The 21,311-nt window shown below is 61.0% G+C and carries 21 protein-coding genes and 1 pseudogene; 9 read left to right on the top strand and 13 right to left on the bottom strand.

The genetic code is table 11. The features are described from left to right. Window positions 1–35: 35 nt before the first annotated feature. The 3 genes from F4827_RS11495 to F4827_RS11485 are packed head-to-tail and all read left to right on the top strand — an operon-like array spanning window position 36 to window position 2,693. On the top strand, window positions 36–245 hold the full coding sequence (locus tag F4827_RS11495) for a DUF1656 domain-containing protein (RefSeq protein ID WP_027818583.1): 210 nt from the start codon (window positions 36–38) through the stop codon (window positions 243–245). A gap of 7 nt (window positions 246–252) precedes the next feature. Continuing rightward, a complete protein-coding gene (locus F4827_RS11490; RefSeq protein WP_183724337.1) occupies window positions 253–1,224 on the top strand; it encodes an HlyD family secretion protein in 972 nt (323 codons plus the stop codon). Then, window positions 1,221–2,693: an efflux transporter outer membrane subunit gene (locus F4827_RS11485; protein ID WP_183724071.1), complete on the top strand. Its 1,473-nt coding sequence runs from the start codon at window positions 1,221–1,223 to the stop codon at window positions 2,691–2,693. Before F4827_RS11490 ends, F4827_RS11485 begins: the two co-directional genes overlap by 4 nt. 40 nt (window positions 2,694–2,733) lie before the next feature. Here F4827_RS11485 and F4827_RS11480 read toward each other — a convergent pair whose 3' ends face one another. The 3 genes from F4827_RS11480 to F4827_RS11470 form a co-directional block, all read right to left on the bottom strand. Continuing rightward, window positions 2,734–2,988, bottom strand: a complete 255-nt coding sequence (locus tag F4827_RS11480) for a type II toxin-antitoxin system PemK/MazF family toxin (protein ID WP_183724070.1) — start codon at window positions 2,986–2,988, stop codon at window positions 2,734–2,736. Further along, window positions 2,982–3,188, bottom strand: a complete 207-nt coding sequence (locus F4827_RS11475; RefSeq protein WP_260175125.1) for a hypothetical protein — start codon at window positions 3,186–3,188, stop codon at window positions 2,982–2,984. The genes F4827_RS11480 and F4827_RS11475 overlap by 7 nt, the downstream gene beginning before the upstream one ends. A 71-nt stretch (window positions 3,189–3,259) precedes the next feature. Continuing rightward, the gene (locus F4827_RS11470; protein ID WP_183724069.1) at window positions 3,260–4,063 is read right to left on the bottom strand and encodes an SDR family oxidoreductase; all 804 of its coding nucleotides are present in this window, start codon (window positions 4,061–4,063) and stop codon (window positions 3,260–3,262) included. A 116-nt stretch (window positions 4,064–4,179) separates the two neighbouring features. On the opposite strand from F4827_RS11470, the gene F4827_RS11465 reads away from it, so the two are divergent. Beyond that, on the top strand, window positions 4,180–4,755 hold the full coding sequence (locus tag F4827_RS11465) for a TetR/AcrR family transcriptional regulator (RefSeq protein ID WP_183724068.1): 576 nt from the start codon (window positions 4,180–4,182) through the stop codon (window positions 4,753–4,755). 76 nt (window positions 4,756–4,831) lie between these two features. On the opposite strand, the gene F4827_RS11460 is transcribed toward F4827_RS11465, so the two are convergent. Then, window positions 4,832–5,134, bottom strand: a complete 303-nt coding sequence (locus F4827_RS11460; RefSeq protein WP_183724067.1) for a DUF4148 domain-containing protein — start codon at window positions 5,132–5,134, stop codon at window positions 4,832–4,834. 251 nt (window positions 5,135–5,385) lie between these two features. Between F4827_RS11460 and F4827_RS11455 the strand changes: the two genes are divergently transcribed. Beyond that, a complete protein-coding gene (locus F4827_RS11455; RefSeq protein ID WP_183724066.1) occupies window positions 5,386–6,780 on the top strand; it encodes a selenium-binding family protein in 1,395 nt (464 codons plus the stop codon). A gap of 11 nt (window positions 6,781–6,791) precedes the next feature. After that, window positions 6,792–7,442 carry a hypothetical protein gene (locus F4827_RS11450; RefSeq protein WP_183724065.1) on the top strand — a complete coding sequence of 217 codons (651 nt, stop codon included), beginning with the start codon at window positions 6,792–6,794 and terminating at the stop codon, window positions 7,440–7,442. 3 nt (window positions 7,443–7,445) lie between these two features. Here the strand turns inward: F4827_RS11450 and F4827_RS11445 are convergent, their stop codons facing one another. Continuing rightward, window positions 7,446–7,664, bottom strand: a complete 219-nt coding sequence (locus F4827_RS11445; protein WP_183724064.1) for a hypothetical protein — start codon at window positions 7,662–7,664, stop codon at window positions 7,446–7,448. A gap of 336 nt (window positions 7,665–8,000) precedes the next feature. Here F4827_RS11445 and F4827_RS11440 point away from each other — a divergent pair, with 336 nt between their 5' ends. Beyond that, on the top strand, window positions 8,001–8,258 hold the full coding sequence (locus tag F4827_RS11440) for a hypothetical protein (protein ID WP_183724063.1): 258 nt from the start codon (window positions 8,001–8,003) through the stop codon (window positions 8,256–8,258). A 6-nt stretch (window positions 8,259–8,264) separates the two neighbouring features. On the opposite strand, the gene F4827_RS11435 is transcribed toward F4827_RS11440, so the two are convergent. From F4827_RS11435 to F4827_RS11405, 7 genes and pseudogenes are all read right to left on the bottom strand, one after another. After that, window positions 8,265–8,891, bottom strand: a complete 627-nt coding sequence (locus F4827_RS11435; protein ID WP_183724062.1) for a hypothetical protein — start codon at window positions 8,889–8,891, stop codon at window positions 8,265–8,267. Window positions 8,892–9,708: 817 nt separating this feature from the next. Beyond that, the gene (gene tssF, locus F4827_RS11430) at window positions 9,709–11,562 is read right to left on the bottom strand and encodes a type VI secretion system baseplate subunit TssF (RefSeq protein WP_183724061.1); all 1,854 of its coding nucleotides are present in this window, start codon (window positions 11,560–11,562) and stop codon (window positions 9,709–9,711) included. Between the two features lie 41 nt (window positions 11,563–11,603). Then, complete coding sequence (locus F4827_RS11425; RefSeq protein WP_183724060.1) at window positions 11,604–11,864, bottom strand: PAAR domain-containing protein; 261 nt, start codon at window positions 11,862–11,864, stop codon at window positions 11,604–11,606. A gap of 14 nt (window positions 11,865–11,878) precedes the next feature. Further along, window positions 11,879–13,504 (bottom strand): DUF2875 family protein, encoded by a 1,626-nt coding sequence (locus F4827_RS11420; RefSeq protein ID WP_260175124.1) that lies wholly within the window; start codon window positions 13,502–13,504, stop codon window positions 11,879–11,881. A 7-nt stretch (window positions 13,505–13,511) separates the two neighbouring features. Next, window positions 13,512–15,713 carry a DUF3274 domain-containing protein gene (locus F4827_RS11415; RefSeq protein WP_183724059.1) on the bottom strand — a complete coding sequence of 734 codons (2,202 nt, stop codon included), beginning with the start codon at window positions 15,711–15,713 and terminating at the stop codon, window positions 13,512–13,514. A gap of 2 nt (window positions 15,714–15,715) precedes the next feature. Further along, window positions 15,716–18,499 carry a type VI secretion system Vgr family protein gene (locus F4827_RS11410; protein ID WP_311673161.1) on the bottom strand — a complete coding sequence of 928 codons (2,784 nt, stop codon included), beginning with the start codon at window positions 18,497–18,499 and terminating at the stop codon, window positions 15,716–15,718. A gap of 406 nt (window positions 18,500–18,905) precedes the next feature. Next, window positions 18,906–19,451: pseudogene (locus tag F4827_RS11405) on the bottom strand (IS630 family transposase); the annotation flags it as partial. Window positions 19,452–19,557: 106 nt separating this feature from the next. Between F4827_RS11405 and F4827_RS11400 the strand changes: the two are divergent. Together F4827_RS11400 and F4827_RS11395 are read left to right on the top strand one after the other, a co-directional pair. Beyond that, window positions 19,558–19,854, top strand: coding sequence for a hypothetical protein (locus tag F4827_RS11400; RefSeq protein WP_183724058.1), 297 nt, complete (start codon window positions 19,558–19,560; stop codon window positions 19,852–19,854). A 96-nt stretch (window positions 19,855–19,950) separates the two neighbouring features. Continuing rightward, complete coding sequence (locus tag F4827_RS11395) at window positions 19,951–20,151, top strand: hypothetical protein (RefSeq protein WP_183724057.1); 201 nt, start codon at window positions 19,951–19,953, stop codon at window positions 20,149–20,151. 81 nt (window positions 20,152–20,232) lie between these two features. Here F4827_RS11395 and F4827_RS11390 read toward each other — a convergent pair whose 3' ends face one another. Next, window positions 20,233–20,703: a sel1 repeat family protein gene (locus F4827_RS11390; RefSeq protein WP_183724056.1), complete on the bottom strand. Its 471-nt coding sequence runs from the start codon at window positions 20,701–20,703 to the stop codon at window positions 20,233–20,235. Window positions 20,704–21,311: the final 608 nt, after the last annotated feature.

Raw genomic sequence — 21,311 nt, 5'->3', positions numbered from 1 at the left:
ACTGTTTCTGTTCAACCTCATTCGAAATCCGCACCATGATCGGCGAAATCGATATCTTTGGCGTCTTCGTGCCCGCCGTCCTCGTGCTGATGCTGATCGCGTACCTCATCAACGTCGTGATCGGCAAGGTGCTCACGCGGGTCGGTTTTTACCGGCTCGTCTGGCATCGCTCCATTTTCGATCTCGGCATTTATGTATTCGTACTGGCCGCCGTCATCATCGTGTCGCATCGCTTCGTGAACTAACGTGAACGTGAAAAAAACCTGGTTCTCCGCAGGACAGATCCTGCTGACGCTCATCGTCGTCGTGGTCGCCGCCCTCGTGCTGTGGCGCATCGTCAATTACTACATGTTCTCGCCGTGGACGCGGGACGGCCACGTGCGCGCCGACGTGATTCAGGTCGCGCCCGACGTGGGCGGCCTCATCACCCGCGTCGACGTGGTGGACAACCAGCCGGTCAAGCAAGGCCAGGTCCTGTTCGTGATCGACCAGGCCCGCTACGCGCTATCGCTGCGTCTCGCGCAAGCCGCGCTCGAACAGCGCAAGGCCACGCTTGCGCAGGCCAAACGCGAGTACGCGCGCAATATCGCCCTCGGCAATCTCGTGGCGAGCGAAACGATGGAAGAAAGCCGCACACGCGTCGAACAAGGCGAGGCATCGGTCGCGGACGGCCAGGTGCAGGTGGACACCGCGAAGCTCAATCTTGAGCGCACGACCGTCGTCAGTCCCGTCGACGGCTATCTGAACGACCGCGCGCCGCGTACGGGCGAATACGTGGCGGCGGGCCGCGCCGTGCTGTCCGTGGTCGATCTGCATTCGTTCCGCGTGGATGGCTACTTCGAGGAAACGCGCCTGCATGGCATCCATATCGGCCAGCCGGTGGAGATCATCGTGATGGGCGAGGATCGTCCGCTGCGCGGCCACGTGCAGAGCATTGTCGCGGCGATTGAAGACCGCGACCGTCAGGCCAGCCCGAACCTGCTGCCGAACGTGAACCCGGCGTTCAGCTGGGTGCGGCTTGCACAACGTATTCCGGTGCGCGTCGCGCTCGATGAAGTCCCTGACGATTTCCGCATGATCGCGGGCCGCACGGCCACCGTTGCGGTGCGCGACGATGCGGCGGACAAGAAAGACAAGCGCAATGGTGCCGCAGGCGCCAGCGCAGCCGTCGCCGGTTCCGACGCCGCTGTCGCGCCGGTCACGGCGAGCGGAGCGTCGCAATGACACGTCGCAGTCTTTGGCGCAGCTTCGCCCTCACGCCGCTCGCCCTCGCACTGGGCGCGTGCATAACGCTCGGGCCGAACTACAAGCTGCCGCAGGAAGCCGCGGTGAATGCGCCGCTTGCGCAAGGGCCCATCGAAGGCGCGGACAAGGCCCCCGTCTCGCAGCAGAACGTGCCGGCCAACTGGTGGCAGCTATACGACGACCCCACGCTCAACGAACTCGTGCAGGACGCGCTGGCGTCGAACACGAATCTGCGCGTGGCCGCCGCGAACCTCGAACGCTCGCGTGCTGTCGTCGCCGTCGCCAATGCGCAGGGCGGCTTTTCGGGCAGCGCCACTGCCGGTGCGCAACGCGCCCAGGTGTCGGGCGAGCAGTATCTGCTGTTCGAAAAAGTGCCGGTGGCGAATCTCGGCGACCTCGGCGTGAACGTGTCGTACGAATTCGATCTATTCGGCAAGCTCAAGCGCGGTGTCGAAGCTGCGCGCGCCGACGACGAGGCCGTCGAGGCCGCCGCCGACCTCGCGCGCATCAGCGTGGTCGCCGACGTGGTGCAGGCCTATGTCGAGTCGTGCTCTGCAGCCGAAGAACTCGCCATCGCCCAGGAATCGCTGAAGCTGCAGCAGCAGCGCGTGGCGCTCACGAAACGCCTGCGCGACGCGGGCCGCGGCAACCAGCCCGACGTGACGCGCGGACAGACCCAGGTGCAGACCCTCGCCGCGGATATCCCGCGTTTCGAGGGCCGCCGCCGCGTTGCGCAATATCAGCTGGCCATGCTGCTGGCGCGCGCGCCCAAGGATCTGCCGCCCGCCGCACTCGCCTGCAATCGCCTGCCCAGACTCAAGCAGCCGATTCCCGTCGGCGACGGCGCCGCGCTCCTCAGGCGCCGTCCCGATGTGCGCGAGGCCGAGCGTCAGCTCGCGGCATCGACGGCGCGCATCGGCGTGGCCATTGCCGAGATGTATCCCGATGTCAGCTTCGGTGCGGGCGTGGGCACGGTCGGTCTGACCGGCGATCTGTTCTCGGCCAAGACCAACGCCTGGTCATTCGGACCCCTGATCAGCTGGACCTTCCCGGCCAATGGCCAACGCGCCCGCGTGCGCGGCGCGCAAGCGGCAACGAGCGAGGCGCTCGCACATTTCGACGGCGTGGTGCTGAACGCGCTGCGTGAAACGGAATCGAGTCTCGCGACCTATGCCGCCGACGATCAGCGTGCGGATGCGCTGCGCACGGCGTATGCGTCGGCGAAGCAGTCGGCCGATGAAACGCATCGGCTCTATTCGGCCGGACGGGAATCGTTTCTTTCGGATCTCGATGCGACGCGCACGCTCACCAGCGCGCATTCGCAAGTCGCTGCGGCGGAAAGCCAGGTGGCTCTCGACCAGGTGAAATTGTTCCTCGCGCTAGGCGGCGGATGGGAGCCGGATCAGCAGAAGCCGGCGGCGGGGCAAGGGGTGCAGGCAGAAAAATAATGAGTGGGGATGAGACGGGTGACCTGGCCCGTCCCCCATCTCATTCAATGATCGTCTGAAGGCGCGCCAGCGCGTCTTCAATAACTTCTGCGGGCGCGCGTTCGATCTTATGCGCTCCACGCGCCTCAAGATCAAGCGTGCGGATCATATTCACGAGCGCGACGCCGAACGCATTGAATGCAGCAGGCGATAACACCAGCGCGGGCCGAAAATCGCCCCGCTGTTCGCGACCCGAAGTCGGGTTGAAACTGACTCGCACAATATCCCCGCGCTCAAACCGCGGGCGCCTTACCATGCTTCGCGTCCCACAGGTTTCGACTGTCCCCACGCTGCAAGGTCTTCGGGCAGCGGAGCCTTCGCGTCACACTGCGCGACCAGATCGTCCAGCGAGGATTTTGGTTTTGCGGGCGTCGGCATGACGCCTTCTGGCCTGACGTCGACCGAGAGTGACGCCCCAATCTGCACATTGATCTGTTTCAGCAGCAACGCGGACAAACGGATTGCCGCGCTATTGCCCCATTTTCTCAGCGGCGCGAGCCCACGCGCCGCCGCCTCAACGACATTGCTTACTTCGGGTCGTGCGCCGCCTCGCGATAGCGCGCCGCCGCTTGCGATTGCGCGAAATTCGGCAACATCGCCTGACGCGCCTGGTTGAACGCATGCCACTGCTGCACGTCGGGCAACGGCGGAATCGTCACCGTCTCGCGGCGATCGAAGCCCACCAGCGCCGCATCCACGAGATCGTCGACTTCCATCACGCCTTCAATCGTGTTGACGTCCTTGCCCACGCTCGACCAGATTTCCGTACGCGTGGCGGCGGGCAGCACCGCCTGCACATAAACGCCCTTCGGACCGAGTTCCAGATGCAGCCCTTGCGAGAGGAACAACGCAAAGGCCTTGGTCGCGCCATACACGCTCATGCCAAACTCGGGCGCCAGGCCCACCACCGAAGCGATATTCACAATCGCGCCCTGTCCTTCACGCACGAAACGCGGCGCCACCGCCGAAGCCAGGCGCGCAAGCGCCGTGGTGTTCAGATCGATCACGCGAGTCACTTCCTCCACGCCCTGATCGAGAAAGCCACCTGCCGAGGCCACGCCGGCGTTGTTCACCAGCACGCCAATGCGCGAGTCTTCGGCAACGCGCTTTTCCACCTTGAGCAGATCGGCGCGTTGCGTGAGATCGGCGCGCAGAACTTCTACATTGACGCCGTCGCGCTCGCGCAGCCGCGCCGCGAGCGCTTCCAGGCGCGCTTGATCGCGCGCCACCAGCACGAGGTCATGGCCGCGTTTGGCGAAACGATCGGCATATACCGCGCCAATACCGGAGGATGCGCCCGTAATAAGAACAGCAGCTTGTTGAGCAGACATAGTGAAACTCCTTCGAGTGTCGTGAATTTTTACATGATGATCATCATGTATCAGGATAGAATGATGATGGCCATCATGTATAATGTCAAGCAGGAAAATGCGGTGCGGAGGGCGCGATGCGAGTCAGTCGGGAGCAGGTGGCGATCAATCGCCAGAAAATTCTGGGAGCCGCAAGCCGGCTCTTTCGCGAGCGCGGCTACGACGCCGTTACGGTTGCGGACGTGATGAACGCCGCCGGGCTCACGCACGGCGGCTTTTACGGCTACTTCAAGTCGAAGGACGAACTGATCGTGCAGACGCTCGAACATCTGATCGGCCAGGGCGAGACGGGGGAAACCAGGCTGACACACTATGCGGCGCGCTATCTGTCGGGCGAGCATCGCGATAATATCGCCGATGGCTGCCCCACGGCCGCGCTTGGTGCGGAAACGGTGCGTCAGCCCCCCGAGGCGCGCGCCGCGATGGCGGCGGGTCTGAGGAAGCAGATCGAGCGCCTGAGCGCGCGCAGCCAGGGCGACGGCGCTTACGATGCCGCGCAAGCCCGGCGCGCGGCGATCGGCGGCTGGTCGGCGATGGTGGGCGCGGTGATTCTCGCGCGCCTCGTTGACGATCCCGCACTATCGGATGAGGTGCTGAGCGAAACGCTCGCCTGGATCGAACATCAGGATGCCGACACATCGGCCTCGCACTGAAGTCTGTGCATAAAACAACGCCGTCCGGATGTTGCCATCCGGGCGGCGCAAGCGCTTGTGCCTGCTACGACAGACCTTAACGGTTCATATACACCGGCGGCGAGTAGCTGCTCGCGGCGCCGCTTTGCGAGGTGCCGTCCATTGCGGGGCCATAACCGCTGCCGTTACGCGCGTCCAGACGCGCCTTCGCAGCCTGATAATCGTCGGGATAAAACGGCGACGCCACATTCGGGCGCCAACCCACCGATTCGAGCGCCTTCAGTTCGTCACGCACCTGTTGACGCGTAACGGGACCATTGTCGGCCTGCGATTGAGCGAAAGAAACGGCTGGCGCTACCAGCACCGCGGCCAGTGCGACTGCCTTGATCAGCGACTTCATGACTCCACCTCCGATAACTTGACTTGTTCGGCGCAGCGCGGGCTGCCAACCGGTGTGTTAAGTCTAGAAAGAGCGGAGCGCCAGATAAATGTCGGCGCGGCGAATTCAGTGTTTTCGCGGAACGCACAATCGCATGCTTTATCACCGCTGCTCATAAGCTTGAATCCACGAGGAATAAGCGGTTTAAAAAAGCGCCAAGCTGCGAATTGGGTCATGATAGGCGCTACGACCATATCGAAGAGGAGGCAGCGATGGCGACATGGAAGCCGGACCCGAGCTTTTATCCCTCCGCGCGACTGGCGGCCGAAGCGAAAGCGGAAACGCTCGCCTGGGTCGCGAGTTTCGACCCAACCGGCAGCGTCCCCGATACGCTCGACGTGGTCGATCTCGACCCGGCCTCGCCAGACTACGGCCGCATCGTCCACCGCCTGCCAATGCCGAATACCGGCGACGAACTCCATCACTTCGGCTGGAACGCCTGCAGTTCGTGCCTCTGCCCGAACGCGCCGCACGCACACACCGAACGCCGCTATCTGATCGTGCCGGGGCTGCGCTCCTCGCGCATTCATATCGTCGATACGAAGCCCGACCCGCGCCGCCCTTCCATCGTGCGCGTGCATGAGCCGGAAGACGTCGCGCAGCGTGCGGGTTATTCGCGCCCGCATACCGTACACTGCGGCCCCGATGGCATTTATGTGACCGCACTCGCCAATGCCGAAGGCGAAGCGCCCGGCGGCATCTTTCTGATGGATCACGAGAGTTTCGACATTCTCGGTCGATGGGAAATCGAACGGGGTCCTCAACAACTGGCTTACGACGGCTGGTGGCATCTGGGTTATGACACGCTCGTGACGAGCGAATGGGGCCTGCCGGCGGCCTTCGAAAACGGGCTCGTTCCCGAAGTTCTGCTTGGCGGTCAGTATGGCCACCGCCTGCACTTCTGGGATCTGCATACGCGCAAGCACAAACAGGTGCTCGATTTTGGCGCGGAAAACCAGCTCGTGTTCGAACTGCGCCCCGCGCACGATCCCACCAGGCCCTATGGCTTCGTGAATTCCGTCATCAGCCTGAAGGATCTTTCGGCCTCGATCTGGCAGTGGTATCGGGATGGCGACCAATGGGCCGCGCGCAAGATCATCGAAATTCCCGCCGAGCCCGCCGATCCCGAAACGCTGCCGCCCATGCTCAAGGGATTTTCGGCCGTGCCGCCGCTCGTGACCGACATCGCGCTTTCGCTCGACGACCGCTTTCTCTACGTGGCGTGCTGGGGCACCGGCGACCTGCGCCAATACGATGTTTCGGATCCCGAACATCCCAAACTCACGGGTAAGGTGCGCGTAGGCGGCATCGTTTCCAGCGCTGCGCATCCCGCCGCGCCGGGTCGCGCGCTCAATGGCGGCCCGCAGATGGTCGAGGTCAGTCGCGACGGCCGCCGCGTCTATTTCACGAACTCGCTGTATGGCGCCATCGACGCACAGTTCTATCCGCAAGGTATCGACGGCTGGATGGTCAAGCTCGATGCCGGTCTTGACGGCGGAATCGATTTCGACGAGCGCTTCTTCGTGCAATGGCCCAAGACGCACCCGCCGCATCAGATCCGGCTTGAAGGCGGCGACTGTTCGTCTGATTCGTACTGCTATCCGTAACAACGCCCGGCATGGACAACGTCGCAGGTAGCCTTGGCTCGCATTGGGCGGCGTGGAGCGCCGTGGTCGCCAGCGGCGTCTTTCACGGTGTGAACCCTGCGATGGGCTGGCTCTTCGCGACTGCGCTCGGCCTGCAGCGCGGCAGTCGATCGGCGCTGCTGCTGGCGCTGCCGCCTATCGCGCTCGGTCATGCGGCGTCCGTGCTGCTTTTCACGAGCTCAATCGCGTTGCTCGGCGCCTGGGCCCCGCAGCTCGCGCATAGCGGGCTGCATTGGGCGCTGGGCGCGCTGCTGATCGGCTGGGCCGCGTGGCAGCACGCTTATGGGCACCGGCATCGCGTGCGGGTTGGCATGACGGCGGGCTTTGTCGCGCTCGCCGCGTGGTCGGCGTTGATGGCGACACTGCACGGCGCGGGGCTGATGTTGATGCCTGCGCTGCTGCCCGTGTGCGGCAGCGGCGTGAGCGTGGGCGGCCCACTTTTGGTATCGGCGGCGTTTACCGCGCTGCATACGGTCGTCACGCTCGCGACCACCGCCGCCATCGCGCTGCTCGCCTATGAATACCTGGGTCTGGGCATCCTCAGGCGCGGCTGGATCAATTTCGAATGGCTCTGGCAAGGCGCGCTGGTGGCCACCGGCGCGCTGATGATCGCGGTGGGTTGAAGCTCACTCTCCTTGCGGATAATCCGTCGCGATACGGGTATCGCGCCATGCGTCGATATCGGCGAGGGCAGCACGCAAGCGCGCCGCCACCGCATCGACGCCAAATGCACCCAGCACCAGATGGCGGGGCGGCTTCTCCACTTCGGGCAGGCGAATCATCGCGAGCGCCGCGCGCTTCGGGTCGCCCGCCTGTTTGCCGCTGCTCCCGACCGTACGCTGCATGCGCGCACCGGCGGTTTGGGCGTTACTTTCAGGAAAAACCCTGAAAGCCTTGCTGGGCAGCGCCTTCCGGCCAGGTGCGGACCTTCGACATCAGGGCCAAGTTCGTCGACAATCCGGCGGTGAGGGTGCGCTGCAGGATCTGTGGCCGTCAGCGGCGCGCCACTCGCGCACCGACGCTAGGTTATCGCGCCGACTTCGCCTGCGAATCGCTATCTCACTGCGCCGCTGATCGGACTGGGCGCCCGAAAAATAATCAGAATTTATAGGACGTATAATCGGTCGTTCAATTACCGCGACTGTTCAAAGGCATATTGTCGCTTTTTAAAGGAGACTAGATTGCTTCGAGCCACCCTATTGGTCGCGATCTGCGCCGCCCTGTCGGCCTGCGTATCGAACGACAGCGCCGAGTACGCACTGAGAGCCTACCCAATCCACAACGTCAAGATTGGCGGCCCGGCGCCTGGCGTATGCGACTGGAATGAAAAAACTGGCGTGCATTACACCGCCATAGACAACGCAACGAATAAACCGGTCTCAGGTGTGCTTTGCACCAACCTGTCCGAATCCAATTCGATGCTACACGACGACCGATAAGTCGATTCAGCGCGCTTCCAACCGGGCGCGCGCCTTCGATTTTGCGCTACTGATCATGTTCAGTACTTTGCAGTCGGGGCACCACTTCCCCTTGTTGCGCACATTGTCGAAATTGGCCGGCCAGACGTGTCCTCGGTGACACTGCCAGACGAGATGTGCGCGTGCATTCACGTAGATCTCCGACAAGCACTCCCCGCCGCGCTCGTGCGCAACGGCGCGCGCCTCTTCGATTGTGCACCGCTGGGCATCGATCGCGCACCGTTGACACCACCGGCCGCGCAAAACCGCACCGCCTTTGCTCGACCACTCGTGACCCTTGCTGCACCGGAACTTATACCGGTGCACCGTGCCCAGGTAGGCCTCGTCGAGACACTCACCGCCCGGCTCAGCGGCCCGTGCGCGCAACTGTTCGAGTCCATCCTTGAGCAATAAAGCCGAGCCCGCTTGTGCCTCAGCGCAATGAGGACACCACGCCCCCCTTAGCACTGACTGCGCCGTGGTCTTCCAGCGGTGTCCGGCTTCACACTTAAATTCGTGCTTGCCGTGATAACCGCCGTATCGGCGCGAAAGACATTGACCGCAGCGTTGTGCGGCTGCATTCTTCAGGCGCTCCAACCCTTCTGGCGCCATCATGCCGTCGTACCGGCATCGCCGGCACCACCCAGACGAATAGAGGATCGTGCCCGCCTGCGCGGACCAAACATGACCGTGTGAGCACCTGAAGCGATGTTTGGCTCCAGTTCCGCGAAACTCCGTAGACAGGCAGACACCGCCATTGTCTTTCGCGGCCCGCTGGAGCCTCTGCAGCCCGTCAACGAGGACTATCCTATCCCTAGGACATTCTGGACACCATACACCGCCATACAGGACTGCATTCCCTGTCTTTGTGAAGCGGTGACCCGCTCCACACCGAAAGAGATAATGGCCAGTCACACCGTCGTATTGATCCGACATACAGACGCCGCCGTACTCGCGTGCGGCGGCACCGAGGCGTTCGAGACCGTCACGTAGCATCGTGCCAGGCAGATTGGTGTGCTCAAGCTTGCACTCAGTGCATCGAGCGCCACGCTGCAGCGCCTGCCCGCCGCACGACCAATCATGGCCGGCCTTGCATCGCAGGCGGTAGCGCGCAGCGGTTCCCCTCCACGGCGCGTCCAGCCAACGGGAATCCGCCGCGGCTGCAAGTTCATGGCCGCGCGATGTCGCTGCCTCATTCGCGCAGACGCGACAACCCTGCTCCCGCTGCCGGATCAGATTGCGCGGCGCAATGATCGTGACATGCCCCCTATCGCATGTGAACTTTTGCTCAATCCACAAGCCCTTCCACGCGCCATCAGCAAAGTGCATGCTGTGTCGCGTCAAGGCGCGTTCGAGCGCCTTGCTCGGCAAATGCTCCGGGTTGGCCGACGGGGATCCGTTCACACGCGTGCTGCTCATATGACGGGAAGTCCTAGATGACAGGCACAACGCCGGGCAGCAGTTGCCCGCGGGCAAGCTCTGCGCCGTTGTTGGCCGAGATGAGGACGAGTTGTACGAAGCTGTGGGCAGGCGCATATTGCACGAACACGCTCTCGAGCACGCGCGCGAGTACGACAATTGGCACAGCCGTCAGCGCGCTCTCGTTTAACGCCAAGCGCACCCGGAGGCCTCGCGCCATACGCGATTGCGGCTTTTCGACGATCCACTCCATCGCCGTTTCGCGTGCAAGACTGACGATAGCGTTGATCTGCGCGATTGAGGCTTGATCCGCAGACGGCACATGGCCTTCGAGAAGCGCCTTCAGCGATGGCAGACCCTTCTGGTCCAGGCTAAACGGGCCAGCGCTCAAGCACTGGATCACATACCAATACTGATTGCGGGGAACATGTCGCTCAGCGCTGTCTGTAGGTCTGAGGAGCAAAGTGATTTTCGCGGCCACGCTGCGATCGGGAAACGAAAAATCGCCTTCCCTCTCCCCCCATGGCATCGATGCCGGCGCGCTTCCGTTCGTGCACAGCAGCGCGGCATCAATCTGTTCGTCGCGCGGCGGCTCGGCCTCCTCCCCGCCAACAGTCACGAATGAAAGCAGGCATTGGCCAGCCGCCTCCGTAGCCTTGTAGCCCTGATGACGCGACTCAGTCCAGAAAAGAACCGGTCGCGTTTTCGTTGCCGTGGCAAAACCCGAATGATGGTCGAGAGAATAGAGCGGCTTCAACTCCCGGGTCACCGCCGTTCCATCGGTATCGCGAGTGAGCCGCACCCCGCCGACCGCCCAAACCTGCGCTCCCTCTGGGGAGACAGCCTGAGGAATCATGGGATATGCGGGCAAATTCACATCCTTTAGCGCGATCGGCTCCGCCGGGCATGGGAAGAGGTTCACCACCGGCGCGCATCGGAGCTTGAAATTGGAGGCATTCAGACCGTACAGCGAGATCGCCGCCGCCGTTTCAGGATGAAGACCACAAACCGGAATGTGGAGGGTTATGCGACGCTTGATGGCACGACCGCGTAGCAGTTTGCCAAGATGGAAGTCCAGAAAATGGAACTTCACGGGCCATCCGAAATATTCCAGCAGCAGTCGGTATTGCGATTCCTCGCCGTCGGGCCGCGTGAAGAGAGCCTCGTCGTCCGCGAACCCAACAGGCGTGACCGGCACTGATTCCAGCGCACTCCAGCGACCGCTCGAATCGATCTCAATGAAGGCTCGCTTTCCTCGATAAAGGATCGCATCGATGATCGACGCAGTCGGAGTTTCTGGCGCGTCGATGTAGACCCGCGCGATCTCCCCGGCCGCATCAGCAAGAGAGACCGATTCGGAGCGCACGACAAAGCTGATCGAGAAGACGCCAGCAGCACCCTCGGGCAACTGCACGCTTGCAGGGACGGCTGATGGCAACCGATATATCGTATCGTCGATGGCTAGCGGCGACATCGACACGTCGTAGACGGTCCGAAAACCGTATTCGCCGACCCGCGTCGTGAGATGAGTGCCCCGCTTTATCACGGAAGGTTTGGCCAACCGCTCAACTCCAGCGCTGGGCTCGAAACACGCTACCGAGCACGACGGAAAGGCACGAAGGAACTCAGGATAAAGCACCTCAAGTAACGGCGCCGTGAAGTCCGGCACGTCGTCCTCCAGACGCTCCCTGATCCTGCCATTGAGCAGCGCCGCCGACTGGATCATGCGCTCGACGTGCATGTCCTCCGAATGCTCGCCCATCATCGACAACCGTCCGGCGACCCGCGAATTACGCGCGCCAAAGTCCGCAAGTCCGCGGCGCAGGAGCAAAAGCTCCCGCTCAAAGCTACCCTTCAGATCAGCCATCCACCTGCCCACCCTTTCTCGTATTCAACCGTCGGCGTCGCTCAGCCACCAGTCGTCGTCTGACTCGCTATCAGCCGACCACCGCACGCCAGGAGATCACCGTCCGTTGCAGCAGCACGCCCGTCATATTTTGCGTTGCCCGAACCTTCCACAATGACCGTTGGCCCGTGGATGGCACATACCGCCGCGTCTCCGATACGGGCAATCGCCTTTCCCGCGATCCGTGAATTTGGCGCGCCGGCGACGACACGACCTCCGTGGCTATGCGTGTCGCCCACAACGATGTACTTTTTTCCAGCCATTTCGGATTCCTCCGTTATTGTGCCGGGGTCCAGCTAAACGTCTGTGGTTGCGCCTTGCGCGACGCCTCATCAGGCGGCGTCACCATAACGATGGTCGCGTGAGTCGAATCGCGAAGATTCACCAGTACATTCGCCTTGCCATCGCCGTAGCCCATCATGGTCGCCAGAGCGATCTGGACGAACGTCGAGCTGACGCCTGTGTCGCCACCGATGCGGTGCTGCATGTCGAACGCATCGGCCGGATCGTCGAGATCGATGTGCTGCTTGTTGTCGTGCAGCGATTGCACCAGCAGCGCAAGGTTCGAAGTCGACGCGCCCGTGTCGTAGAACATGCGCTCAGGCTGAACACCCTGCGGCAGGGTCGTAAGGGCCTGCTCCCAACCGAACCGGAGCTTGTCGATCTTTTCTCCCTTTTTCGCCGGGACACCATGGCCGTTCGTCAGGTCCACGCGCACGGGTCGGTGCAGATTGGCGAGCACTGGCCACTGGTCGTATTCCTTGAGTTGCCACGTGGTCCAGGGTACCGGCACCCATGGATTCGGCTTGAAGCCCGTCGGGAATTTCAACTGCTCGGTTTTGTAGAACTCCGGGAGCTTTTGCTGCCAGTATTCGACGGTCGGATCGTTAACGCCCATTGCCGGCTTGGGGTATGCCCGCGCTTCCTGCCAGTAGAAATTGGAGAGCTTCACCACGTCATACTGCGTCTTCTCGTTGGTGATGATGCCTTCTGTCTCGACTGTATAGGGGCGGATCATACGATCGACCCGATCCTTGCGCGTCACTAGCAGTCCCACTACTGCGTCGGGATGCGTCGGCACAAAGTTGCCATCGGTATCGAACTCCGGCAGCTTACCGCCTGGCGTCCCCGAGTATCCGCGCGTGACGGCGCCGTCGAGAGCCAAAACGAACACGGCAGGCAGGTCAGGATGGTCGTCGAAGAGCTTGAATAGCTTCCCAACCACCTCCGAGCCGTCGGACGTGTTCAGATCATCCATACGAATATAGAAACTGTTACCGATACCTGATCCGTTATCCGCATTCCCAAGGAACGTCCCAAGTCGGCTCGCGTACTTGTCGGACTCGTTGCACGGGGGCCCGACGAGCACGGTCGGGATCGGCCAGTAATCGACCCAATCAAGGAGGGTATAGCCGAGCACATTGTTAGCTCGCTTTCCGAACTGATCCATGCGCGTGCTGTAAGACCATTCGTACTCCTTTGGATCACTCAATAGAACCGTACCCTTGGGACCGGCCTCGTCGAGTCGCATAAGCAGTGCACGCTGGCGAAACCGGTCAACCGTCACTCCGAAGCGGCGGATTTCGAGCGTAAATTGCAGGTCGCCTTTTGAGGAAGCAGCGGCTGCAGTAGCCGCCGCCGGGCCCGCAGCAAGCGTGCCGCCAGCAGCAGCCTTCTCGCCCGCCTGGCTCGTACGCGAGAAGCCAGCGATCGCCATTGCGGCCGCTGCCACCACAACGATCGGGGCGAAGAAAAGTAACAGGCGTTGCGGCATAGAAAGACCGTCCAGTGCGAAAAAATTCTCGGATGCCAGCACCTTGATAATCAGCAGCCATATTGCGGCGACGATCAAGAGCAAGGCGAAAAATCGGGTGCCCGACGGGCGCTTCAGTAAGGTGGCCATTTCGTTATCACGGGAGCGGGATCGAACCCATATTGCTCTTTGCGAGCGCATCGAGGAACTTGGAATGTCTGGCGCCGACCTCTTCGCCGACCACCCCCACAGCAGGCGTCGGCGCCTTTGGAACGAGCGTCGCGCTCGGGAACACCCCGTTGGTGTTGTAATCCGAAGTGGCCACGACATACTGCTGGGTAATCGAGTCGAACTGATGGAAAGCACCCTTACCAACAGTCGCGGTCTTTGAAAGCGGAATGCGCCAGTCAGCCATTGAACGCAGCGCGAGGGCCCGGTCGGGGTCGTCAATCGCCCGAGCCTGGCCGATCGAGACGTCGAAGGCGGTGGCACAGCGATGGTTCAGCTCGCCGCTCATCACCGCCGAGTGGTACGAACTGTCGACGCGATTCTTGTTCATCCAGCGCAGTTTCCCTTCGTTGGGCGTTTCCATTCGAATGACCATGAGATGGCCGGGCGTCGGCGGCATCGTGCCGAACACGCGGAGAACAGTCGTCTGGTCCAGTTCGTCTTTGCCCTTGTTCATGGACTCCTGCACCTCCGCATTAGAAGGCAGACCCGATTGCCCCGGCACGAACGACGGCCACGACAGTGGCTCCGGCGGAAGCTCCTCCAGGTCGGTCGCGCTAATCGCGGTTGAAGCTTCCAGTTCATCAAGAGACTGACGGCCTGCTTCAAGGTCGGCATCACTGCGCCCGAATAGAGACTTAGTCCCGGTCCCTGGCAGCGTGTTCCCGTCCATTTGAGGTGCGAAGGCAAGCCCTCCGGTTGCAGGCGCATTGATATTTCTCGTCGATCCAACGTCCACGGCGGCGCGCTTGAGCCATTGATCCCAGAAGCCCGTCATGTGCGGTGACTCGCCATCCTTACGCATCACGTACTGGTGCGGATCCGTGCCAACCTTCTCAGGTTTTCCATCTCGCGCACGACGCGTAAAGACGCGCTGCCGGAAATTCCCACCTATCAGATGGATCGTCTCTTTGTGACCGTTCGCAGGGGCAGCGGACACCGACTCTGGCAATCCCATTGTCCCCATCCCGGCAACCCCACTGAGACCCACGGTACTGTCTTCAGGGCAGAAATAAATCACGACGGATCCGCGATTATCTCGTTCGGCAAAGGCGATCGTTGCCTTCTCCGACTGACTGCCTGTGACAGAGGTCGGCGCCGTCAAACGGACTGCATTTTTCGACCCCCACTTCGGGCCCGTGATCCCAAAGTTGTCGTGGCCCGGCTTCAATTGAAGGTCGTCGAGGCTCGGCTTGCTGTGGGTCGCCTTGCCGACAAATCCGACGAGATTGGCCAGGGTCTTCGCCCGCGCGTAGGTCGTCTGTTGCGTGTCGCCAGTCTGCGTCAGGCGATCCATGAACTCTTCGCTGAGCGAATAGGGAGAGTCGATCAGAATCAGCGTATCTGCAGCTCGATCTGCAACGCCGTTGCTGCCGAGCAATCCCTCGGTCAGAAAGCCCTGAGCCAGCAGGCTGATAATCGTCCCCTGGCTGTGCGCAATAATGTTAACCGTCTCATTGGGATCCACGAGCCGGATCTGCCTAACGAGCGCCGCAAGACGCTTTGCCGCGAGCACCATGTAGTGCCGGTTCGGGCACGCGTGAAGTGGGTGGGTCGCGTCGTTTTGCCCCTTGTTCAGCAACCAAGTCTTCCATCCCCCCTTAAAATTCGTGTCGAAAATATCACGAATATTATTGGTTGCATTCGCAAACATCCCCCCGTTCTTGCAGAGGTTAGGATCGAGTCGATTGCCGAACTTGTCGAGGTTCTGGCCGTTTCGCTTCTGGTCCTTCGGATCCTTGGCAAGGTCCGTCTTGTTGGCTTTAAACCCCCAGTAGAACGGAATCAACGGACTCACGGTGTCCGCTTTTGGCGAACGCCTGTACATGGTTGCGTCCAGATTTTTCATCAGATCGGCAGACGTCACGTGACGGCCGTCATTGGCCATACGACCGTGCGTGTACTCCGCGCCCGAAAAATCGGTTCGACCCAGTCGGTCATTCAACCCCTTACAGAGGCCCTTTTCAACAGTGCCAAAATCCGTCCCGAGATCGTTGACGCCGTGGATCAGAATCGTTGTGCACGGATACCGATGCTGCGTGTCGATCGGCACATGTGCGTCTTTGGGTCGGTGGGGATAAAGCGGCGCGCTGCCCCGTCCAACGACTTTATGGTTGTGTGATTGACTCATTTTTATTCCACCGCGTCGAATACTTGAACCTGGGCAATGTGCATGGCGTCATCAGCGGTCAGATCGGTGAAGCCCTGGCTGTCAGAGACGCCCTTGATGACCTTGCCGTTGCTCAACGCAATTTCGTAGGGTCTGTTTGGCACAGGATGCGGGTTTTCCTCCGTGTCGGTGCCAGGATATCGCAGCCGGAACTTCTGATCCGTACCCTTGGCGCTGAACGATGGTGGCGAGAAATTGTCCGTATTCGGCCCGACGAAGTCATGGCCAGCCGTGTGCGCGGTAAAGGCACCGTTCGAGCCCACTGTGATCCCGCCGCCCAACTTGATATAACTACCGTCCGCCGCAACGAGCCGGATCGTCTTGCCACTCACGACCACTTCGTCGCCGACTGAGATCACCTGCACGCCCTTCTGTGCGCTCGCCGTCAGCGTCTCTTTCTGAGCCTGCAGCACCATCGCGCCTTCGCCGGCAATCGCGCTTACGCCCTCACCCTTGCCGAAGAGGTGTACGCCCTGGCCCGCGGTGGCGGTCATGCGCTGGCCGGCCGCGAACTGCAGGTGTTGTTCCGCGATAGCGTCGACGTTTTCCTTCGCGAACAAGATATGTGTCTTTGGCGTAATCGACACCGAGCCAGTTTCAGCACCAATCGCAACGATAGAAGGCGACGCGCTAGCGGCCGCGCTCGATGAGCCGCTGCCGCTGGAATTCCAGCCCTTGAACGCCGCTGCAACCGCCTTTTGGCCTTCTGCATCGGAGGCCGTGCCTCCGTGCTCGCTCACGTATTGTCCGAGCGACGTGAAGAGTGACGTGCACTGGTCGAGCAGCTCCTGCAGCTCCTTTCGATCAAGGTGAGTGCCCTGTGCCTGAGTACGTGCATAGGTAGTCAGGAGGATGCCTTGCGCTGCTCGAAGTGCGGCTGACGCGTCCGTGCGCAATTCGGCCCCTTCGCCTCGATCGTCGCCCTTGCCGTCATCTCGTGGCTGCGTGAGATACCCCAGGTTCAACTGGGAGTGCGCGTGTTCGCTTGCAAGTTGAGCACTTATCTGCGATGGCGTATCGTCGAGTCGCAGTTGGTTATACCGCTGGCCCTGGATCTCCTTGCTCACAAGCCCGGTCATATATCGATTCCCAGGCAAGCCTCCCGTTTTCGTGAAGGTAGCCGGCATGTTCTGGCCGTTCGCGAATACCCCCGCGACGTACATGCGGTCGGGATCGCCATTTAGAAAATCGAGCAGAACCTCCATTCCGCCACGCGGCAGGACGTGCTGCCCAAAGTTCGGGCCAGCCCAACCGCCGAGAACGCGCACTGCAGCGCTGTCGGCGGGCGTGCCCTGCGTACCTGCACCACCCGCATGCTCGTGATCCGCCTCATCAAGTCCCTGGATCTGGACGTTGATTCGACCGTACTCGTCGCAATGGACTTCCTCGCCGTCGGGAACCGTCACAACGCCCGTGATCGGATAGACCCGTGGCAGATCCACTCGCGGATCGTAGAGCGGCGTAAGCGGCGTGCCGCGCGGCACGCCAGTAAAGACATTTTCATAGCGACTGGTGTCTGAGTCGCCTGTCGTCGCCGGGCGCATGCGCGTCGACACCGACGTCGGCGGCGAATCGAACTGCCAGCGGCTCGAGGTAAAAAGCGACTGCGCGCGCGCCGAGAGTTCCTTCGGGAGATTGTTTTCACCGCGATGGTGAAGTGACGTGACGATCACGCGTCGATCAACTTCATCGAGCTGATCCAACTCCGGATGGCCGGTCACTGCCACCCAGGTGCCCACCGTGAGATTGCGCACACCGCTGGCGCCATCCATTCGGACTGCCTGTCCGCCGTGCGCTGCGATCCGCGCACGCCCAAGACGCTGGTAATCGTCAGCAGAGTCAGCGATATGCGGCGCATCAATGCGCGAATCCGACAGGAGCTTGCCCAGGTCGTTTCCGGCGGCGCCCTGGTCCACCCGCGTCGAACCCTGCACCTTATCCATCTGGCTCGGCTTGTAGTCCCAGCTCACCCGTCTGAACGAGCCGGCAACCAGTTGGCGGCCTGTCGTGAGCAACGTGATCGAGTCGCTCTCGCCGACACTCGCGTCGACATGGTAGGAAACCGTCCCAGCCGGCGCCTGCTCAAGCTTGATCACGCTGTCGAATAAAACCAGCGTGTGGAACGGCTGGTCACTCAAATCGCTCCCCTGTCCACCGCCCGATTTCACGAACCACGCAATCCCTTCGCGTCGGCAGAGGCGCCGGATAAAGTCCGCGTCCGATTCGTCGAACTGCAGCGTCTGTTCGCGCGCGGGGTATTTGGACGAGTCCAGACGCGAAACGTCAACGTCGAACGTGCCAGAAAGCGTCGAGCTTTTCTGGCGCCACTCTCTGACGAGCGTTTGGATAATATCGACCGTGCTTTTAGTCCGGAAAATCCGGGTGTTCAAGCGACGCTCGAGAATCGAGAGTGCGTCCCGGATCACCAACTGGTATGTCGCAAGCGATCCATCAGACTCCCCTTCATGGGCATCGGTGACGATCGCGCAAATCGATTGCACACCGCCCGTATCAGTCACGAGTTGAACGGTGACAGGCTGGCCCAGTAAATTTTGCAGCGCAATTCCAGTGCTCGTGGAAATACACGAGAGCCGCCCTTCAATGCCCCCGCAAAGATCTTCCCGAATATCGAGCCGCTGAAGAAACAAAAGATTGGCCAGATCCGACTGCGAGTTGCGCCAGAAAAGCCGGAATGGGCGCGTGTCCTGCGACGGGAGCGCGCCGATGAATACCCGCTGTATGTTCACGTCCAACTCCCCCGGGAGGAATTTCAGTTTTATGCGAATTAAATTTGAGACGGGATTACTGCCGCTTAGCGCGGCGGATTAGTTTCTCCGCAAGGAAATCGGCCTGAAAATATCAGGGCGTTAGAACGTTGTCAAATTGTGTTACGAATGGAAAGACATAATCAGAAGATATTTCCGCTTCAGAAATTTGCGATTAAGTTGAACGGAAAATAATTCCAAAAAATTTAACGTTCACTGATGCGGAATGAATACTGCGAGGCACCTGGGCGGCACAACGGAAAGGATTTGCAATGACGCGCCAGCATGCTGCCCGCGTGTGCGTCACTTTGATGGTAGTTTAAACGGCTGCGTTGGCAACCAATTCGACAGGACGAGCGAACTGATACTAAGATTTCGGAAAGAAATGTCACATAGAGGCATACTGACATTCGGGGTTACGAAAGAAGGACTTCACCAATGCAGGCAACTTCTGGATGCGGCGCAGAGCACCAATGGCCAGTCGCTTCATGTCGTCTTTGGACTGCACGAGGCGCCTGGAGACGCTGCGCTTCACATGTGCCCAGACTTGCTCGTCAGGATTCTGGTGCGGCGAGTAAGGCGGCAGATAGAACAGCTTCAGGCGCCCCTTCTGTGCCTTCACGAATTCCTGGACTAGCCTGGCCTTGTGAACCGGATGCCCGTCAAGCACGAGGAATACCGGGCCACTCGCGCCAGGCATCAGACGACTGAGAAACTCCCGGAAGACGATGGCGGTGACGGCGCCCTCGTGCACCATGAAGCGGAACTCGCCCTGAGCACAGAGCGCCGAAATCATGTTCAGCGAGAAGCGCTTGCCCGTGACTTCCATCACCGGCGTGCTGCCCTGCGGTGCCCATGTCGTACCCTTGCGTTTCGGCGAGTCTAACATCGCGACATCGGCACAGACACTTGCCCCCTGGACGAGCACCTCTGCGCCGCTGTCGCCGTGATTTGCACGAGGATTGGAGTAGCGGACAATGCTCACAAGCACTCAAGGCCCCACCTGCTGCCCCACTCTCTGGACTAAAGCTCGACGCTTTATGCGAACACCCGTTGAAAACCTGAGTGATGCACAAGTCGGCTGCCTCAGATGCGGCACACAAGGCGTTGGCAACTGCGGCTGCGCGCGGCTCAACGAAGCACAACGCAAGGCACAGGAATTTGCCGGCGAAGTCGTTGAAGTCCTGATGACGGATAAGCGAAAAAAGGTGACATCACACAAGTTCGGCCAGCGATATGGCAAAAAACTGACTGAGGCGATGGTCAAGCTCGACACGGAGGAACGTCTGGCCTATTGCGAAGGACTCATGCAGTCGCTGCACGGGATCTTCAAATAGATGACCTCCGGGGTATTGCGAGGCGGCGGGCACTAACGCGCGCTCGGCTAAGTGCGGCCGCTAAAATAACACCACGCAACCAACGCGAGCCGCCGAATGGCCATCCTTCTTCTCTTTTTTGCTCTTGTCGCCACGCCTTTCTGGCTGGTTGCCTACTTCTTTTTCGCGCGCGCCGCCTATCGCGCAAAGCGGACGTGGCTCGCAATAGTCGTACACGTCTTCACCGTGTTTCTGCTCTTCGTCGACGTAATGTTCCTCATTACGATGCGCGGCGGCAATTCAACGTTCAACAACTAACTAAGCGCACGTCGATCGCTGACTTATGTCGTCATCGACGAGGACGAGCGTGCCCGCCGCCGACAATCTATGCGCAATGCTTCAATATCCTGGTGCAAATGGTGCGTTCGGATTAAAGGCTGACAGCCCGCCGTAACCCGGCGGCTCCACTGAAAACACAATGTCGTGGCCGATGCGCCACTGCTCCGCAGCCCGGCGTGCTTGCGCTCGCTCGTCGCCGTTAGTGCCATTGGCCATCTCGTCGAACTGCTTTCGCGCGTTGCTGGAGCCACGACGCACCGCCAGCCAGCTCCATGCAAGCGCCCGGCGGCGATCGACCGGGATGCCCTGGCCCAAATAGTTTGCCAAAGCCAGGTCGTATTGGGCGTTGGTATCGCCGGCGTAGGCCGCGGGGATCAGAAAACGAAGAGCAGTCGGATAATCGATCTTTCGTACATGTACGCGAGGATGACCACTCCGCACGACCCAAGGATGTGTTTCAATGAGAAGGCTTATCGATGCGGACAACACCGAGTTGGCGGCAGTGCTTGAAGTCCTGTTGCTGAATGACACCGATATTACGATTCGCGAGGTGGCTCGCCGTCACTCCGCCTTGAAGAATCCCTCAGCATTTACCAGAAATCCGGCGCGAATGGCGGTAATCGATCGAGCTCGGCAGCGTCAGAGCGATGCGCGGAACGTTAAGGCCGAGTCGCTGGTGAGCCGCGCTGCCTCGGTTGCCGGGCTTCCTCTATCTCACAATCAAGAGCTCGCTCGGCTCCGCGCTCAAGTGCAGGTGTTCGCTCGGCCAAGTTGCTACTGTCTCCGAATATGCTGAACCGCTTGCCGAACTTGAATGTCGCGGCGCTGGCTAGCGACGCTATGTGAGTCCCCGAGTGCCACCTCAACATCTTGGAGTGCGCGCGGGGTGCAGTTGGCCCCTTGTTGATGCGCTATCGTTGCGCCGCGCTCGAACGTAGCCCCTTCCCCACTGAAGCAGCCGCCGTTCTTCATCGAATCTGATAACGGCTTGAGACTTGGTTGCGCAGGCTTCTGCGCCGTGAGAGGCGCCGACGGGCGGTTGTCGGCCGAGATGGAATGGACACCGCCCTCCCTTCGGGGACGTAGGCTCTGGATAGCACGCAGAGGTCCTCAGAACTGATCGGCAGTAATGTGCCAGA

The organism is Paraburkholderia bannensis (assembly GCF_014200455.1).
Classification (GTDB): Bacteria; Pseudomonadota; Gammaproteobacteria; order Burkholderiales; family Burkholderiaceae; genus Paraburkholderia; species Paraburkholderia bannensis_A.
Note: the sequence above shows the minus strand (reverse complement) of the source record. Positions and strands in the feature narration are given on the sequence as shown.